The 18,353-nt window shown below is 43.8% G+C and carries 19 protein-coding genes; all 19 read left to right on the plus strand.

Annotation, left to right across the window (positions count from 1 at the left end):
• Positions 1-53: 53 nt before the first annotated feature.
• The 19 genes from GQY27_RS06545 to GQY27_RS06635 all read left to right on the plus strand — a co-directional run bounded on the left by GQY27_RS06545 (position 54) and on the right by GQY27_RS06635 (position 18,211).
• Entirely contained in the window at positions 54-2,765 is a 2,712-nt protein-coding gene (locus GQY27_RS06545) for a stalk domain-containing protein (protein ID WP_160032737.1), read from the plus strand.
• Between the two features lie 47 nt (positions 2,766-2,812).
• Positions 2,813-3,973: a sensor histidine kinase gene (locus GQY27_RS06550; protein ID WP_160032738.1), complete on the plus strand. Its 1,161-nt coding sequence runs from the start codon at positions 2,813-2,815 to the stop codon at positions 3,971-3,973.
• Between the two features lie 4 nt (positions 3,974-3,977).
• Positions 3,978-4,700, plus strand: a complete 723-nt coding sequence (locus tag GQY27_RS06555) for a response regulator transcription factor (RefSeq protein WP_160032739.1) — start codon at positions 3,978-3,980, stop codon at positions 4,698-4,700.
• 288 nt (positions 4,701-4,988) lie between these two features.
• On the plus strand, positions 4,989-5,405 hold the full coding sequence (locus GQY27_RS06560) for a hypothetical protein (RefSeq protein ID WP_160032740.1): 417 nt from the start codon (positions 4,989-4,991) through the stop codon (positions 5,403-5,405).
• 168 nt (positions 5,406-5,573) lie between these two features.
• A complete protein-coding gene (locus GQY27_RS06565; protein ID WP_236570510.1) occupies positions 5,574-7,481 on the plus strand; it encodes an ATP-dependent helicase ComFA in 1,908 nt (635 codons plus the stop codon).
• A gap of 5 nt (positions 7,482-7,486) precedes the next feature.
• A complete protein-coding gene (locus tag GQY27_RS06570; protein ID WP_160032741.1) occupies positions 7,487-8,290 on the plus strand; it encodes a ComFC family protein in 804 nt (267 codons plus the stop codon).
• A 206-nt stretch (positions 8,291-8,496) separates the two neighbouring features.
• The gene (locus tag GQY27_RS06575) at positions 8,497-8,904 is read left to right on the plus strand and encodes a flagellar protein (protein ID WP_160032742.1); all 408 of its coding nucleotides are present in this window, start codon (positions 8,497-8,499) and stop codon (positions 8,902-8,904) included.
• 148 nt (positions 8,905-9,052) lie between these two features.
• The gene (flgM, locus tag GQY27_RS06580; protein ID WP_160032743.1) at positions 9,053-9,337 is read left to right on the plus strand and encodes a flagellar biosynthesis anti-sigma factor FlgM; all 285 of its coding nucleotides are present in this window, start codon (positions 9,053-9,055) and stop codon (positions 9,335-9,337) included.
• 9 nt (positions 9,338-9,346) lie between these two features.
• Positions 9,347-9,847: a flagellar protein FlgN gene (gene flgN / locus GQY27_RS06585; RefSeq protein ID WP_160032744.1), complete on the plus strand. Its 501-nt coding sequence runs from the start codon at positions 9,347-9,349 to the stop codon at positions 9,845-9,847.
• Positions 9,848-9,865: 18 nt separating this feature from the next.
• Positions 9,866-11,449 carry a flagellar hook-associated protein FlgK gene (gene flgK, locus GQY27_RS06590; protein ID WP_160032745.1) on the plus strand — a complete coding sequence of 528 codons (1,584 nt, stop codon included), beginning with the start codon at positions 9,866-9,868 and terminating at the stop codon, positions 11,447-11,449.
• Between the two features lie 32 nt (positions 11,450-11,481).
• On the plus strand, positions 11,482-12,405 hold the full coding sequence (gene flgL / locus GQY27_RS06595) for a flagellar hook-associated protein FlgL (RefSeq protein ID WP_201450693.1): 924 nt from the start codon (positions 11,482-11,484) through the stop codon (positions 12,403-12,405).
• 27 nt (positions 12,406-12,432) lie between these two features.
• On the plus strand, positions 12,433-13,002 hold the full coding sequence (locus tag GQY27_RS06600; RefSeq protein WP_160032746.1) for a DUF6470 family protein: 570 nt from the start codon (positions 12,433-12,435) through the stop codon (positions 13,000-13,002).
• Between the two features lie 95 nt (positions 13,003-13,097).
• Positions 13,098-13,550: a flagellar assembly protein FliW gene (gene fliW / locus GQY27_RS06605; RefSeq protein ID WP_160032747.1), complete on the plus strand. Its 453-nt coding sequence runs from the start codon at positions 13,098-13,100 to the stop codon at positions 13,548-13,550.
• 2 nt (positions 13,551-13,552) lie between these two features.
• Positions 13,553-13,798 (plus strand): carbon storage regulator CsrA, encoded by a 246-nt coding sequence (csrA, locus tag GQY27_RS06610; RefSeq protein WP_160032748.1) that lies wholly within the window; start codon positions 13,553-13,555, stop codon positions 13,796-13,798.
• A 148-nt stretch (positions 13,799-13,946) separates the two neighbouring features.
• On the plus strand, positions 13,947-15,461 hold the full coding sequence (locus GQY27_RS06615) for a flagellin N-terminal helical domain-containing protein (RefSeq protein WP_160032749.1): 1,515 nt from the start codon (positions 13,947-13,949) through the stop codon (positions 15,459-15,461).
• 117 nt (positions 15,462-15,578) lie between these two features.
• Positions 15,579-15,935 (plus strand): flagellar protein FlaG, encoded by a 357-nt coding sequence (locus tag GQY27_RS06620; protein ID WP_160032750.1) that lies wholly within the window; start codon positions 15,579-15,581, stop codon positions 15,933-15,935.
• Between the two features lie 13 nt (positions 15,936-15,948).
• Positions 15,949-17,472: a flagellar filament capping protein FliD gene (gene fliD, locus GQY27_RS06625; RefSeq protein WP_160032751.1), complete on the plus strand. Its 1,524-nt coding sequence runs from the start codon at positions 15,949-15,951 to the stop codon at positions 17,470-17,472.
• 24 nt (positions 17,473-17,496) lie between these two features.
• The gene (gene fliS, locus GQY27_RS06630; RefSeq protein ID WP_160032752.1) at positions 17,497-17,892 is read left to right on the plus strand and encodes a flagellar export chaperone FliS; all 396 of its coding nucleotides are present in this window, start codon (positions 17,497-17,499) and stop codon (positions 17,890-17,892) included.
• Positions 17,876-18,211: a hypothetical protein gene (locus GQY27_RS06635; protein WP_160032753.1), complete on the plus strand. Its 336-nt coding sequence runs from the start codon at positions 17,876-17,878 to the stop codon at positions 18,209-18,211. Before fliS ends, GQY27_RS06635 begins: the two co-directional genes overlap by 17 nt.
• Positions 18,212-18,353: the final 142 nt, after the last annotated feature.

Here is an 18,353-nt window from a genome sequence, read left to right on the forward strand (position 1 = left end):
TCGGGGCTGAATCTATTAGATAACGCAAAACAAGATGGGAGAGTCGCTTTTCTATGGGAACTAACCGAATGCAAAAGGGGAAACAACAAAAGGATAGCAGAAAGAAGAAATGGTTTATTATTACGATCGCAGGCGTTTTGTGGGTCACTCCGGTTCTTGGATCGAGTGGAACCTGGAACATAGGACTTCCTATAACGAGTGTAGCTCAAGCAGCAGTGAGTACAACAAAGCTGTCGGAAGAGATGATTACGTCCGGTGCCAAAATGATAAATTACCAGTTCACCACCACACGCTCTAATGTCAAAACCAATATACTTGCGAACGTCATTGAGGTGGATCTGAATAATCCATATGTCAAACTTGATGTGATGACAGGCAAGGGAGGTACATTTAATAGTAAACAAAGTACAGGCAGCATGGTAAAGGAAACAGGAGCCGTTGCAGGTGTGAATGGAGATTATTTTAACGTAAGCGGTGAACTTGCACCGATCGGTGGACAGATTGCTAGTGGCACACTCATGTCTACTCCGTCCGAGCTAACCGGGATGTATGCGATGACGATAAGCAAGGACGGTAAGCCGATGATTGACGAATATAGCTTTGAAGGTTCTGTCCAGGCATCAAGTGGAGCTACTTATCCTCTCCGTGGTATGAATAAGGAAGATTATTATTTGGAGTCAGGAAGTGTGAAATACAGCCACGCCAATTCGATATACATCTATACCTCGGCATGGACCTCTCCTCAACGCCCGAACGACCCTTCTACAACACCGACTGAAGTGCTTGTACAAAATGGTGTTGTCAAAGAAATATCAGACAAAAGTGCACTAAGTACGTCAATTCCAGCAGATGGGTACATTCTCCGTGCTCATGGGAAAGCAGCCGATTGGTTGGTTGCAAACCTCACAGTAGGACAAGCAGTAAATACGGATTACAAGTTAGTAGCGAAGACAACGGGTCAAAAGGTGAATCCAGATACGCTGCAAATGATGATTGGCGGACACACGATTTTAGTTAACAGCGGGAAAGCAACTTCTTTCTCTCGTGATACATCAAGCATCGGCGGTTATCGCGCTCGGACGGCGGTAGGTTATTCGAAGGATAATCGGTATGCTTATCTGATCGCTATACAGGATAATAGTGCGAGCAGCGGGATGTCCTTAAAAGAAATGCAATCTTTTATGACGAGTATCGGGGTCTGGAAAGGGATGAACCTGGACGGCGGGGGTTCCACTACCATGATTACGAGACCGCTTGGGATGACGGCTACCGGTCTTGCTTTTCCAACAGAATATGGGACTGAACAGCGTGCGGTTGTCAATGGTCTTGGTGTGTTTTCTCTCGCTCCCGCAGGGAAATTGAAGGGACTTACGATTAGCGGATCTTCCTCTCTTCTTGTAGGCCAGGAGGCAGATTACAGCCTTAAAGGTTACGACACGTACTACAACCCTTACGATGTGGGAACAACCTTAGTTACCTGGAGATCAAGCAACAGCAAGGTAATCAGCACAAGCGGCGGTAAGATCAAAGCAGTGGGCGGCGGCACCGCTACACTTACTGCGGTAAGTGGATCAGCAAGCAGCAAGATCAATGTGACGGTAGTAGGCGGAAGCAATCTGACTGCACTCAAAGCCGGTTCAGGTACGGGCTCTCTACAAGCAGGGGCCAGCATCGATATTCCGGTGACGGCTACAACCAAAGATGGACAAACTGTTTCGCTCAGCGCGGATGCACTGAAATGGGAGTTTATTGGCTTTAAAGGCAGTGTGAAGGGAGATAAATTAACGGTTTCTTCTATTAATACAGGGGCAACTGTCGGTTACGCGATTGGTCGTTATGATGGATTCAGTACGGTAGTAGTCCTGTCTGCTGCAGGAGAAAGTATGTGGGAAGATTTCGAGAATGTAAGTTATGGAGTCCAGTTTACAACAAACGCAGCAGGGGTAACAGGAACAGCAGAAGTAGTGAATGGAACTGAGGAAAAAGCTGGATCCAAAGTGCTTCAGCTCAGCTATGATATGACGGGCGGAAGTGGTAAAATGTATGCTTACGCTCAGCTGAATGGAACATCCGGCAAAATGATTGATGCTGCAGCCACGGCTCTATCAGTAGATGTTCTTGGAGATCACAGCCTGAACTGGCTACGGGCAGAACTTACCGATGCGAAGGGAAAAACCGTGTATGTGGATCTGGCAAGAACTATAGACTGGTCGGGATGGAAGAAGCTAAATGTGGACTTAAGTAGTTCGGATATCTCATATCCAGCCAAATTAAAACGGGTTTATGTCGTGAATTTGGACGAAGGACAGGACGAGCGAGCCATGACAGGAACCGTAGCATTTGATAATATAGCATTTACAATGCCATCTCTATCAAGTGAGACCGGTCTGCCTGAGGGAGTCGCCAAGCTTGTATTAGGACAAAAATCGATGTTATTTAACGGTCAAAAGAGAACCATTGATGCAGCGCCCGTACTGAAAAATAATGCTACCTACATTCCTATTAAGCATGTGCTTGATGTGTTTGGGGGACAGGCAACCTGGGATAGTAAAAACCAGCGAGTGACCATACTGCGCGGTGGTAAGTTAATAGATCTGACGGTTGGTCAGAAAGAATTTGTACTGAATGGACAACGTCAAAACGCGAGTGTGGCACCTTATATATCAGGTGGTAGGACTTTAGTCCCTCTAAGGCTTGTTTCTGAACAGCTTGGACTGACTGTAAAATGGGAACAGAAAACGAAGACCGTCACCATCGACTCGTGATATGGTATGATATATCCTGGAAACGTTAGGAATGGAGTCGAAAATACGTGGACTTTCAAGCAGATGCTCTCGATCGCGTTATAAAAAACGCCATGCAGGTCATGGAAAGTAGTAAATATCAAATTTTTGAAATCATGGATTCGTCTCGTACCGAGCTGAAAGCACTGAATCAGGAGGTTCAATCCATCCTGAAAGAGACGGCCGAAACGATTGAAAAGGTAGACCAACTGGAACTCAATTTCCGCAGGTCTCGAATCCGGCTGACTGAAGTCAGCCGCGATTTTGTCCATTTTTCTGAACATGATATCAAGCAAGCCTATGAAAAGGCTACGCAGTTGCAGCTGGATTTGATGATCTACAGAGAAAAAGAAATGTACCTCAAAGCTCGCCGTGATGATTTGCAGAAACGTGCGCGCAGCATCGAGGCATCTGTGGAAAGAGCCGAGACAATTGGTTCACAGATGAATGTTGTTATGGAATATCTGTCTGGTGAATTGGGTCAGGTCACACGGATTATTGAGTCTGCTAAAAACAGGCAAATGATTGGTCTCAAGATCATCTTGGCCCAGGAGGAAGAGCGGAAAAGAATCGCTCGTGAAATTCACGATGGACCCGCACAAATGCTTGCCAACTTAGTGCTTAGGACGGAAATTGTAGAAAGAATGCTGGCTAAGCAGGATTTTAAGATGGTACAAGCCGAAATAGTAGATTTGAAAAAGCAAGTTCGTTCCAGCCTTGGGGAAATGCGAAAAGTTATTTTCAATTTGCGTCCGATGGCCCTGGATGACCTGGGCTTAATTCCCACACTTCGTAAATACGTGCAGGATTTTGAAGAAAAAACCAAAATTCGTTCACTGTTTGAAACTAGAGGGAAAGAACACCGCTTGTCTTCCGCGATGGAGGCAGCGATTTATCGATTAGTGCAAGAAGGTTTGTCGAATGCAGCCAAGCATGCTTATCCAACTTATGTGGTGGTCGAGATTACTTTCCAGGCTCAGCTGGTCAAGATTGTCGTGCAGGATAACGGTCTTGGGTTTAAACCGGAGAAATTAGAGGAGAAAAGTAAGGATCACTCTCATTTTGGACTCATAGGTATGCGGGAAAGGGTAGAACTGCTCGAAGGCCGAATGGAGATTGAATCAGGAGAGAATCAAGGCACTAAGATCGTGATTCATATCCCGACAAACGTGGAGAAGGGAAAGGAGTAACAGGATGGAAAACCAGAACATGAATGAGGCAGATATTAAAGTACTACTAGCTGATGACCATCAGCTGTTTCGTGAAGGATTGAAACGCATACTGAACATGGAGGACGATATTGAGGTTATCGGCGAATGCGGCGATGGAATCCAGGTACTTGAATTCTGTAATCAGATTAAGCCAGATATCGTTCTTATGGACATCAACATGCCGATTGAAAACGGGGTGGAAGCGACAGAAAAGCTGAGAGAGATGTTCCCAGATGTGAAAGTTATTATTTTATCTATTCATGATGATGAAAGTTATGTATTCGAAACGCTTCGTAAAGGAGCAAGCGGATATTTGCTGAAGGACATGGAGGCAGAGTCTCTGATCAATGCAATCCGTTCCGTACACGAAGGGTACGCATTTATTCATCCAAAAGTAACAGGAAAACTAATTATGCAGCTCCGCCGAATGACTTATCTGAATGAAACAGGTACCATGAGTGAAGGCGGCGTCAAAGAAGCAGGCGTGAAGTTTGTGGCTGGAGATAATAATCCACTTACTCGCCGTGAAGCAGAAGTTCTTCGTTTAATGGCAGAAGGTAAGAGCAACAAAATGATTGGTGAGTTCTTGTTCATCAGTGAAAAAACAGTGAAGAACCATGTCAGCAGTATATTGCAGAAGATGGAAGTGGATGACCGGACACAAGCCGTAATTAATTCCATTAAATATGGTTGGGTCACTCTATAACGTAGGATAAACTTTAGCATGAGAAGGAAATTAGGGGTGTACTTTTCGGGGGAAATGCTGAAGTTAGAACGTACAAGCTATCGTAAGCAGCCTTTTGCCGCCCCATAGGCATACATATGGCGCAAGTCGGTTTCTTTGTAATGCAGTTTAAAATGTGACTAAGAGTTTGAGTTATTCGGAGTTATTTGATGCGAATCAGCAGCTAAATAAATAAAACTTTTATAAACGTTCATTGTGTCAACGTCCATATTTACGGCATATATTGTCGTAAAGGGAGGTGCAGTCGCCATGATCGAACATTTGTTATGGATTGCGCTGGTTTATGGCCTATCTGCTGCAACCGTACGTTTTGTTTATCGAACGCTGCAATCAAATCAGAAACAAGCCGAGCAAACACGTTATGTTTTGATTACAAGTAACCATGGATTTATACTGGAGTGGATTATCCGAGCACTGTCTTTAGATGCATCTTTACGAGGAAAAACCCATCATGTTACTGTAGTGGATTATGGCTCAAGCGATGAAACCCTGCTTTTGCTAAATCGGCTGTTTGATATAACTGGAATCGAACTAGATATTATGGCTGGCGACGAATCCTTGTCTTATATGAACGTAAGCGGTATACAGGAACGGGAAGATACAAAATATATTGATCTTCGTCAAGAAGGCGCGCTTCAAGGAATTCCATTCGTAAGCAAACTGTAGATATATTATAAAACGAATGAGCTTTAAAAAAGTTGCGGTATTGTCATTAATATTGTATATATAGAACTTATATGTTATTTTTTTCTATATTATCATTGAGTATGAAGCACATACTTCGGTAGATTTACCGAGGTGTGTGCTTTTTTGCGTGAATCAGGAGGGAAGGCTGTGAAAGTAGCTGTATATTTGGCAAGGGAAGAAGAAGGAGATCCTACCAAATCAGATGAGCTGAATTTATATATATCGATCTGCCCAGAAGCCGATCAGTTATGGTGGGAAGCTAGTAGACAGAAGACGAAGGAGCCTGGGCCTGTCATTTGGATTTCTTCCCAAATGCCTTTTTCTTGGGCATGCCATCTGAGAGAAAGTTTCCGTAAGCAGAGTGCAATGCTTAGAGAGAAGACATCAGTTCAGAGCTGGAGAAGATGGACGGAGTCTATTTTACAAGAGAAGGTATCTCAGGAGCCGGGTAAGGATGGCATGAAGTTACTTCGTGAATGTTTAGATATTAAAATCGTGCCGCTCAGGGGAACTAGTCATGCAGAGGAGTTGATTCATTCCCTTTATGATGATGCAGTAGAGGCCGCGGAGCAGCTGGCAGGCAGACAGCTATTGCTCCCAGAAGCAGAAGCACTGCTAGCCGAGAACGTTCCGAGTATGCAAACCGAATATAAAGCAGCCATCCAGCTTGGATATTTGGCGGGACGGATCACTTATGAAGCAGCTGTAGCTGAACAGCCGACTCATAAGCAGCGGCACCGTTTCGGGCAGTGGCTGGTTCAGGGCCGGCGGGTACCGCTGTACTGCCGGCGCTGCGGTAGTATCGCGGCCGAGCAAACTCCCTGCGCGGCATGCGGCAGTTCGGCATGCGCCTACTGCGAGGCTTGCCTCGCGCTCGGGCGGAGCCGGGCTTGCGCGCTGCTGCTGCAAGGTGCAGCGCCCCGGGCCGTAAAGGGAGCGGCCGGGCGATTTCCCACCGCGGCAGACAGCCGGTGGGGGCTTAGCCCAGCGCAAAGCGTAGCCACAGGCGCGGCGCTTGCGTACTTGGCGGAGCAGCGCCATGCCAGCTCCGCTGCCGCCAAAGGCCGGTTCTTGCTATGGGCCGTAACCGGCGCCGGCAAGACCGAGATGACCTTCCCGCTGCTGGATGCCATTCTCAGCGGCGGGGGGAGCGTGCTCGTAGCCACACCGCGGCGCGATGTGGTATTGGAGCTCGCTCCCCGGGTGGCCCGCGCGTTTCCTGAGGTGACCCGCGCCACCCTCTATGGCGGAAGCAGCGATCGCTGGCGGCGAGGAGAGCTTACCCTCGCCACAACGCACCAGCTGCTTCGCTTCCGCCACGCTTTTGACCTGGTCATCATCGATGAGCTCGATGCCTTCCCATACCACAACGATCCCATGCTCGCTTATGCAGCGGAAGCATGTTGCAAACAGGGCGGCAGCTTTATCTATTTATCTGCCACCCCGCCTAGGGAACTGCAGAAGCAAGCAGCCAGCGGCAAGCTTGCCCATGCGAGAGTGCCGGTTCGTTTTCATCGGCATCCTCTGCCCGTACCGCTGCTGCTGAAAGTCCCTTCTGTTCAGCAGTTATTGAAGCAACACAAACTACCTGCAGAATTACTTAGAAGACTTGCGATTTCCATAGAGCGAGGTGCACAAATTTTTATGTTTGTCACTCGGATCGCTCAGATTGATGCTTTATTACATTTGCTTAGACGTACGCTTCCTGATCTAAGAATCGAAGGAACCTCATCCGTAGACCCGCTGCGTGCAGAGAAGGTCATGGCTTTTCGGGACCGGACGATTCGTTTACTCGTCACCACCACGATTCTCGAACGCGGAGTCACCGTCCCTAAGAGTGATGTGTATATTCTTGATGCCAACAATCGGCTGTTCGATGCAGCTTCTCTTGTGCAGATGGCAGGACGAGCAGGGAGATCGAAAGATGATCCTGCCGGAAACGTCGTTTTTGCCGCACCCGAGCGCAGTCTCGGTCAGAAAGAAGCCGTTAAGCAAATCAAAAGAATGAATACGATCGCAAGGCGGCAGGGTTATCTTTTGGGAGAGGAGACGTAAAGTAGATGATTAGGTGGGAATCTATACATACATTTTTGCATGGGCTCGCTGCACCGCCCGGACAGATCTGTGTCGCATGTGGTAATAGGGGCGCTCTATCTACTGCGCTTCCGGGGCTTTGCCCACGCTGTGTTTCTAGTATTCCGTGGATTCGAAGCATACGCTGTCATCGCTGCGGCAGAGCAATCGGCTGCCCAGACTGTGCAAGAGCGGAGAACCTCCGCCGTTCTTTTGAGATGAACCGAAGTGCAGTAAGATATGACCCTCTCATGCGAGAGTGGCTGGCGGTATACAAATACCGGGGCAAAGAGCGGATGGCTCCACTTCTCGGGACCATGCTGGGTACAGCTTATCGTGCTTTACAGCGTGAAATGTCGCTTTCTCCTCACATGTTATGGCAGGCTCAGGCGGTCACATTTGTTCCGGTGAGTAGAGAGCGATATATAGAGCGGGGGTTTAATCAAGCTGAGAGACTTGCTGAAGTACTCAGTCATGAGGTGCGTCTTCCGGTCCTTCCCATGCTGATGCGTACACAGCATACCGAGAAACAAAGTTATAAGTCTCGTAGAGAGCGGGTAGAATCCATGCGAAACATTTTTGCTGTTCACGAGGATGCTTCGATTTATATGAAGAAGATACTGATGAATCTGCCAAAAAACGAAAAGCACCAACCAATTCACCTCATTCTAGTAGATGATGTTTATACAACGGGTAGTACACTCGAAGCTTGCAGCCAGGAGGTGAAGCAGTGGGGAGAAGAGCGCGGTATCCATTTTAAAATTTATACGCTCACTTGGGCTAGATCCTAGTAAGATTTCGGCAGCGTTTCTCCGATATAGAAATAAACGAGTCAATTCATCGTGTGAGAATAAGCGGATTCGTGCTCTATTTTTCACAGTTATGCAAGCACTGGCTTTCTACTATTTCTTATAACTACCAGAGATGACAAGGCTAAATATCGTAGGTATAATGAGGAAAAGCATTCGGAAATGATCCCTGAAGGAGGCTGAAGAGGATGAATGTAGGTAACTGTCCTCACTGCGGCAAGCTTTACGCGCTAAACGTAATGGGCTGTTGTCCAACTTGTCTCAGAGAAATCGAACAGCAATATGTTGACTGTGCCGAATATTTACGCAAACATCGGGGCGCGAACATCCAAGAACTGTCCGATGAGACAGGTGTTTCAATTAAGCAGATTACTCGTTTTATTAAGGAAGGCCGGATCTCTGTAGTGGATGCGCCGAATCTTATGTTGCCTTGTGAAGTATGCGGTACTTTTATTCGTGAAGGACATATGTGCGAAAGCTGTCGTTCGCGTTTGACCAAGGATTTAAGCAATGCAGCCCGGGAGGTTAGTCAGGGGGAAGGACGTTCTCTAGGAGCAGGAGCCTATCGTGCAATCGACAAATCTGGACGTTCCTAGGAGACAGGTCTTAATTCGCTGTAACACTATAAACAATGTTTCAACCTCTACCGATAACTTTAGTAAAGATTATCGGTTTTTTTATTTTAGATGACTTGATGATACAATAGATCATTCCGATATAAGGGAAAGGGCAGGTGCTTCGTATATGAAAATTAATGAATCCGGTCGCATTGGAGCAATTCATTCTTATTCCAAAAACATAGAGTCTGCTCAGCAGACCGAAGGAAAGAAAACAAACCGCAAGGATGAGCTTACGATCTCTCCAGAGGCGATGGAAATGCTTCAAAAACAAGAACAAGTCCATAACAGTGAACGCACACAGCGTATTCAGGAACTGAAACAACAAGTTGCTTCAGGTACCTATAGAGTCGATACAGATCAGCTTGCCGAGAAGATGATGCCGTATTTTAAATCAAGTTCCGAGAAGTAGGAGAGAGTTATGTCCCTAAATCAATTAATTGATGCCATGTATGAACTTGAGACAACGCATCGTGAGATGCTTCGTACAGCAGAAGTGAAAAAAGAATCCATTATTAAGAACGATACGGATACATTAATCCGTTTGTTAAACCAAGAGTCAGTCCTATTGAAGCGCATTCAAAGCCAGGAAGTCATGAAAAATGAAGCGATTGTCTCCTTCTTACTCGAGCGTGGAATTAAGTCCAAATTAAATCTGACCATTACGGAAATCTCTCGTCTCGTATTTGATGTAGAGGATAAGGAAAGATTACAACAAGCTCAAATGGCGCTAAGCACAACCTTATTACAGCTCAAAGAAGTGAATGAAATTAATCAAAAATTGCTAGAACAGTCACTTGCATTTATTGATTATTCATTGGATGTGCTGATCGATAAGCCCACACAGGAGCCGGTGTATAAACATCCAGATCAACGCCAGGGAGCGGTAGGTCAATTCGGATATTTCGACTCACGAGCTTAAGTTAGGAGGAGTAACACAATGGTTTCCACTTTTCATTCGATAGAGACTGCAAAACGCAGTTTGTTTACACAAACGGCAGCACTGAATACAACAGGTCACAACATATCCAATGCCAATACAGAGGGTTACACGAGACAAACGGTAAAAATGACCGCTTCTTCTCCCATGGATCCGCTTGCTTATTTAAGATCTACCAACCCGGGCCAACTTGGTTCAGGGGTGGAGTTCTCAGCCATAGAACGAATCCGTCAAGGGTTTCTCGACAGTCAGTTCCGCAGCGAGAATTCAAGTCTCGGGAATTGGGAGATTCAATATGATGCACTGGATAAAATTCAGGGAATCATGACGGAACCTTCCGATACCGGTCTTCAGACCGTATTAGATAAGTTCTGGTCTTCCTGGTCTGATCTAAGTAAAGATCCCGAGAACCTCACAGCCCGTAATATTGTTAAAGAATCCGCACTTGCTCTGACCGATGCGATGAACCTTATGAGCAAGCAGCTAGATGGATTAAATCAAGACCTTACCGCAAACATCGGTGTTAAGGCACAAGAAATGCAAACGTATCTTACGTCTATTGCCGATTTGAATAATACGATTTCAAGAATTGAAGCTTTGGGCGATAACGCAAATGATCTTCGTGATCAGCGTGATCTCCTGACCGATAAGTTATCCAGAATTGCGAACGTAACCGTGACGGAGAATGAACAAGGATACAACATTTCCATTGGTGGAACGAATCTAGTGAATGGTACGGCAGTTACAGAAGTGACGAGCGCTCTCCTTACGGACGCTTATGCATCTGGGGATCTTAAGGGCGGCGAAGTGTATGGAATGGTCGTTTCGAGAGACAGCTTTGTTACGAGCTATCAGAATGATCTGAATCAACTGGCAAATACCATTGCGAATGGCGATGTTACGATTACTTTACCTGCCGGTTCCTCTGTGCGGGAAGGTACGGTAGCAGATCAAGATACCGTGATTACAGTGAATGGAGCAGAGTCTACCGTTTTGGCAGGACAAGCATTTCCCGCGGGAGCGGTTCTCAAGAATGAGACACCTTTAACGGTGAAGGGCCTCAACGGACTTCATGAGCTTGGATTTTCATTAGATGGCTCTGCAAGTGCCGGCATTCCTTTTTTCACAGGCGCAGATGGCGGACCGATTACGGCAGGCAACATTACGCTTAATAAAGAAATTCAGCTCAACCCAAATAAAATCGCTTCCTCCTTACGCCTTGATTCTTCAGGTAATGCAGTGAAAGGGAATAATACTCTAGCCTCTCTCATGGGAAGTCTGAAAGGCACTTCCTTTACTACACCAGGTGGAACAGATAAGACGACACTTAATGATTTATATAAATCGATGGTTGGAGAACTTGGGGTTCAGACCCAGGAAGCTTATCGTAAAATGACGAACTCTGCTTCTTTGGTGACTCAGGTGGAGAACTCTCGGCAATCGGTGAGCGGAGTATCGCTGGATGAAGAGATGAGCAACATGATTAAGTTCCAGCATGCCTATAGTGCAGCTGCTAGATTTATGACGACGTTTGATGAGCTGTTAGAGAAATTAATTAACGGAACCGGGACGGTAGGAAGATAGTAGGAAGATAAGGCAGGCAGGAGGGTAATACGATGATCCGAGTAACCTCAAATATGATGAGCAACCAGCTCATGATGAACATTAACCGTAACGCGAAGCAGCTCAATGATACGCAGCTTCAAATGTCCACGGGAATGAAGATTAACAAGCCATCAGATGACCCAGTAGGTATTACATATGCATTACGATACCGTACAGAATTAAATTCAAATGCGGAATATCAGAGCAATGTGGATTCGGCCATTTCCTGGCTGGATTACTCAGATACCGTTGTATCACAGACCAATGAAGTTTTGCAGAGAATGCGGGAACTAACGGTTACGGCATCAAGCGGAACCAACCCACAAAGTGCCCTGGAAAGTATTCGTCTTGAAGTGAATCAGCTGAAAGAGCAGTTTGTCGATATTGGTAATAGCCAGCTTAACGGGAAATATATCTTTAACGGTGAAGGCTATAATCAGAAGCCATATGATTTTGCAAAAAATGCTGAGAACGTATCAGATACTTCTGGATTTACAAAAGACATGATTGATAGCGGAAATGTGACTTATGCTGTCGGCAGTGGGATACAACTCGCTATTAATGTGAGCGGTAATGATGTAATGGGATCTGCAGATGAGACAGACAATGTATTTGCAATAGCAGATCGTTTGAGTAAAGCGCTGGAAGCGGGAGACTTTGATGCGATCTCTGCTGAACTAGCTCAGATGGATACTCGCGTAGAGAAATTAACGGCTACACATGCGGGTATTGGCGCAAAGATGAATAGAATTGAACTAATGCAAAATAGACTCGGTGATATGGAATATAACTTAACGAGTCTGCAAGCGAAAACAGAAGATGCGGATTACGCTGAGCTGGCTATTCGTTCGCAGATTCAAGAAAATATCTATAATGCAACGTTATCTGTTGGTGCAAAAATTATCTCCTCTTCCTTAGTGGACTTTCTTAGATAAGTAAGACGAGAGGAGGCTTCAATTATCATGAGCGCAATTCCTATGCTTCAGATTAGGCAACAGAATGGACGTATTGGCATTGATGCAGATCTAGGACAGTATTCCATAAGACAACCGAAGGCAGATCTTCAGATCAAGAGCAACCCAGCAACCCTTCAAATCGATCAGCATCAGCCTGAGCTTGTTGTCGATTCGTCGCGTGCGAATGCAGCAATTACCGGGGGAACGCATTTAGAAATGACCCAGCGGTTATATTCAAATGTTAAGCAAATTTTCCTTGAGGGGATTGCCAAACGAGTTGAGCAGGGTAACCGGATGACGGATTTTCATAAGCCGGGGAATACAATTGCTGAGGTATATGGAAAAGAGCAAGCTCTCCCGACTATAGGGGAACATAGAGGCGAAGCCTCCATAGATAATGTGGATATACACTTTAATGTTCGAAAGACAGACATCGAGATTGAAAGAGGTTCCGTAGATATCGATGTAAAAGTAAACAAACCGGAGATAGACTACCAGCGGGGCAAGCTGCAGATCTATATGATGCAGTATCCGTCTATCCAATTTATTCCCCCTGAAGTAGATCAGACGGTGTAACATAGAAGCTATAGAGAGGCGACCGCCCAATCTGTAGCTTTTTTTATATAAATTGGTAATAATAGTAGACTCACAAGGATAAAGGAGAGATTACATTGATCATTGAATCCGCCTCTTGGGGCAGTATCGAAGTAGAGGACGATCAAATATTTCATTTTAATAGAGGAATTCCTGGATTTGAAGAAGAGAAAGAGTTTGCCATCCTACCTTATGAAGATAGTCCCTTTAGTATGATGCAATCCCTAAGTGAGCCAAGTCTATCCTTTCTCTTAGCGGACCCATTTCTATTCGAGCCGGGTTATGAATTTGAATTACCGGATCACGATACCATGGAACTGGGGATTAAAGAGAAGGTGCTCGTACGCTGTATTGTAACCCTTCAAGCATCGATTGAGGAATCAAGCATCAATTTGTTAGCCCCCATTGTCATGAATCCAGAGACTGCTGAGGCGAAACAGATCGTGCTGCAACAATCCGGTTACCAGACACGGCATGCCATCAAGGAACTATCTGCAGCCAGAACCCTTTTTGCAAAGGATGGTGAATAAAGATGCTAGTACTATCCAGGAAAAAGGGAGAGTCCATCGTGATCGATGATCATATTGAAATTACGGTACTAGGAGTAGAAGGAGATACCGTTCGGATCGGTATTGCTGCTCCTGCGGAAGTCGACATTTTTCGTAAAGAGGTTCATCTCGCGATACAGGAAGCGAATAAACAATCTGCTGCTTCAACGAAGGATCATATTGAGGCTTTAATGGCACAATTTCAGCAGTCAGTGAAAAATGAAAAATAATAGAAAAACTTTTTGCTTTTGCTATAAATAATGAAGTGATTGTAGTCGATATATGTTGTAGGCGCTGAGGGCAAGGGCGGCCGACCTTTCGCCCGAGGCGTTCCACAAGGACGTGGATATCAACTTATTTCAGGGAGGAAATTATAACATGATTATCAATCACAATATCGCGGCATTGAACACTCACCGTCAGTTGTCTACCAACACTGCTAACACAAGCAAGAACATCGAGAAATTGTCTTCCGGTCTTCGTATCAACCGTGCAGGTGACGATGCAGCTGGTCTAGCAATCTCTGAAAAAATGCGCGGTCAGATTCGCGGATTAGATATGGCTTCTAAAAACGGACAAGATGGTATTTCAATGATTCAAACCGCTGAAGGCGCTTTGAGCGAAACTCATAGCATTCTGCAACGTATGCGTGAATTGGCTGTTCAATCAGGTAATGATACAAATACTGCTGGTGACCGTAATGAAATACAAAAAGAAGTTGACCAACTTTCTCAAGAAATTACTCGTATTTCAAACAATACCGAGTTCAATACTCAAAACCTTCTAAATGGTGGAATCACTAGTGGTGGTACTGGAGAAGTGAAGTTCCAAATCGGTGCAAATGCTAGCCAAAACCTAGGAATTAACATCAAAGCAATGGATGCTTCAACACTTGGCGTTGCAAGAAGTGTTACTACACCGACAATTGCATCAAGTACAGATGTTACAAAAGCAGAACTAGGACCGGTAGTTGGGACAGGTGCTGTAGCAGGTGCAACGTTAACTCTATCAGCCGCTGTAGGAGCAGCTAACACCTCGTGGGGTGTTAACTCAGGTGGAGCCACTGGTTTAACTTTAACCTCTACTGCTCAATCATCTGAATACAATGATTACAAACTTGTTACAACTGCTTCTGCCACAGCTGGGACTGTAACATCTTCAATAGACGCAACCAATAAAACGATAACGATAAACTTTGGAACTGATATTGATACGGTCGATGCTACTGCAGCTCAAGTACAGTCTGCACTTGATGCAAGTGGAATTAAATTAACTGCTGCAGGTGCTACAACTGCCTTAACTCCTAGTGCAGGTGCAGCAGCTACCACTGCTGGTTTAGCAGCTGATGAAGTTAGACTAACACTAGCTGATGGTGCAGGTGCAGGTAATGTACCTGATGAAAGTATTATCGTTAAGAGCAACGCTACTACTGCTTCATTCACTGATGCTACAAAGTTTAAAGGTGTTAATTTAACATTGGATGGTAGTTTGACTGGAGCTACAGCAGCAGTTATCAATCTGACACAAACAAATTCAACTGCCGCAACATTCACAAATGGTGTTAAGACTGCAGATGCAACAGTAGCCGGTGGAATCGATGTTTCTTCACAAGCTAAAGCTAATACAGCAATCACAGCAATTAACACTGCCATTGAAACTGTATCAGCAGAACGATCTAAACTGGGTGCTGTTCAAAACCGTCTTGAGCACACAATCAACAACTTGAATACTTCTTCCGAGAACCTAACTGCTGCTGAATCTCGTGTACGTGACGTAGATATGGCAAAAGAAATGATGGAACAAACGAAGAACAACATCCTTGCTCAAGCTGCACAAGCTATGCTTGCACAAGCTAATCAACAACCACAAGGTGTACTTCAATTGCTTCGTTAATATTAATGCATTACAAGGGGATCCTAGACTATCTAGGGTCTCTTTTTTTAATCTCTCTAAAGAACGAGTTTTGTTTGTCCGATATAAATAGTAAATCAAAGTGGAGGTTATTCAGTAATGAATGTACAATTCTTAGTATCTGCAGGCTCCACAACAAGTACACAACAGAATGTAATAGATATAAAATTAACTTATATTTCGAAGGATCAAGTGGGTAGTAATGAACTTCAGCCAATAGACGTCAAAGGTACTGAAGAGCATTTTATTCGAAATATTGAGCGAGCAATGAAAGTACTGGAAGGACCTCAGACGACATTGGATATTAGCATTCATGAAAAAACACATGACATTATGGTCAAGGTGCTTAATAAGGAAACGGGGGAACTGATAAGAGAGATTCCACCAGAGAAGATTCTTGATTTAGTAGCAGAGATGATGGATACTGCAGGTTTACTGATAGATAAGAAAATATAAGGAGGTAAATTAAGTGAGGATTAATGGCTTCTCAGGCATGGATATTGATTCAATGGTCACATCCTTGATGACGGCGAGTAAGGCTCCTTTGGATAAATTAACTCAGCAAAAGCAAGTTTTAAATTGGCAACGTGATAGTTACAGAGAATTAAACAGTAAATTGTTCGATTTCAAGAATAAATTGTCAACCTACAATAAATCTACTGAATTAAATACCCAAAAGGCTGTTGCAACAGGGAATAACAATGCAGTTAAAGCAGAGGCCTCTGCCAATGCCCAGAATATACCGATGAAAGTAAGTGTAGTGAGTTTAGCAAAGCAAGCCTCGGTAGAAACAGGTGGGGTGGCTCCTGACAAGGATATTAAAACAACTTCTTCACTTAAGGAAATAAGTGGTGATACAGAATTCAAAAAATATTCGATTATTATAGATAGGGGATCGATTGATACTCCACTTCCTAAAAAATTTGAGTTTGATCCTAATACTACAATTTCTACCGTTATTTCTACAATTAATTCAGATCCAGAAGCTAATGCAATAGCAAGTTTTGATGAGATAACAGGAAAATTGAAGATTTCTTCTAAAACTTTTGGAGAAGCAGCCAATATAAAAGTTGAAGATGCTAGTTCGGGAAATTCTTTATTGAAACTTTTCGGAACCAATAATTCTCTCGAAGATAAAGGGGAGAACGCTGAAGTAGTTATTAATGGCAGAAAGTACAATCCGACTACTAATTCATTAGTAGTTAATGGGATTAGTTTAACTTTCTTAAATGTTACAAAACTTCAATCTTCCTATACAGAAACTGATGGACTTATTGATCAAAAAGGTGATATAGATGCTGTTGAAATCTCTCTTCAAACTGATACTGAGAAAGCTCTATCTACCATTAAAAGTTTTATTGAACAATATAATACTTTAATGAGCTATATGAACACCATGGCAAGTGAGGAAAGATACAGAGATTACGTTCCCCTAACAGATGAACAAAAAAAAGAACTGACAGATAAAGATATTGAACTCTGGGAAGCAAAAGCAAAGAGTGGTCTCTTAAAGAATGATGAAATTTTAAAGTCAACAGCATCTTCTATGCGTGAGAATATTACTGGAAAATTGTCTGCACTTAGCTCTCTTGGGATCACAACCGGGCAATATTACGAAAATGGGAAATTATACTTGGATGAAAATAAGTTTCAACAAGCAATGCAATCTAATCCACAACAACTAATCGATGTTTTTCAGGGAGTTGGCAGCTCTGCAGGAATATTCAGTAAAATGTCTGAAACCATCAATGGGTCCCTTGATAAACTTGTTAACAAGGCTGGAACGAGTAAATTTTCAGGTGATTTGAACAGTATCTTTAAAGAGGAAAGTATTATGGGGCGCCAGCTTAAAGATTACAATAAGCGCATCGATGTGCTCCAATTAAAACTTACAAATCTCGAAACGAGATACTATAAGCAATTTTCAGCAATGGAAACAGCAATGAATAAATATAATTCCCAGTCCTCAAGTCTATCAAGTTATTTCTCATAATATATCTAAGAAGGTGGAAATATAATGTTAGCAAATCCATATGAAAAGTATCGTCAGTCTTCTGTCCAAACCTCGAATCCTGCACAATTAGTAATCATGCTCTATGATGGGGCAATACGCTTTATCCGTGCTTCGGTGGAAGGGTTAGAGGATACGGACTTTGAAAAAGCTAATCTTAATTTAGGCAAGGCTCAGACAATTATAAGTGAGCTGATGGTAACTTTAGATCGGAAATATGAGGTTTCTAACGGGCTTTATTCCTTGTATGAATATATGAATTATCTTCTCATTCAAGCTAATATAAAAAAGTCCCAGGAACCGGCACAGGAAGCGATGAACATGTTAATTGATCTTCGGGACACATGGCTTAGTGCGAGTAAACTAGCGGTAACAAAGGCGACACATGAAGCAGCTAATTGACGAACTGGAGTTAAAGACCTCCGAATTACTAGATATCCTAGATCATGCAGATTATGAGGAAATAGAACAATTTGTTGAGGACCGGCAGGTACTTGTAGATTCTATCTTAGTTGAAGTGATTCAACACAAGATGGATCAAGAGGATGAGCAGCGGCTAAAAGTACTTCTAAGTCATGACCAAGTTATCGTTGGGAAAATAGTCAGCTTAAAAGCGGAAGCTCAAGAATGGCTTCAGCAGCGCAAAAGAATCAAAGCACAGCGCAGTGCTTACGAAAATCCCTATAGTGCGGATAGCTTGTTGATGGATCGTAGAAAATAAAAGATGCGGAAAGATAACGAATTGTTATTCAATAATACTTAAGTCATAATGGTTAGCTCGTTATCCATTGAATTAAAAACTGAATTTCTCAAAATGCTTATATTCATTCTTTACACAAGTGAAAGAAGAACTAATTCCCTCC

Source organism: Paenibacillus sp. An7 (assembly GCF_009870785.1).
Classification (GTDB): Bacteria; Bacillota; Bacilli; order Paenibacillales; family Paenibacillaceae; genus Paenibacillus.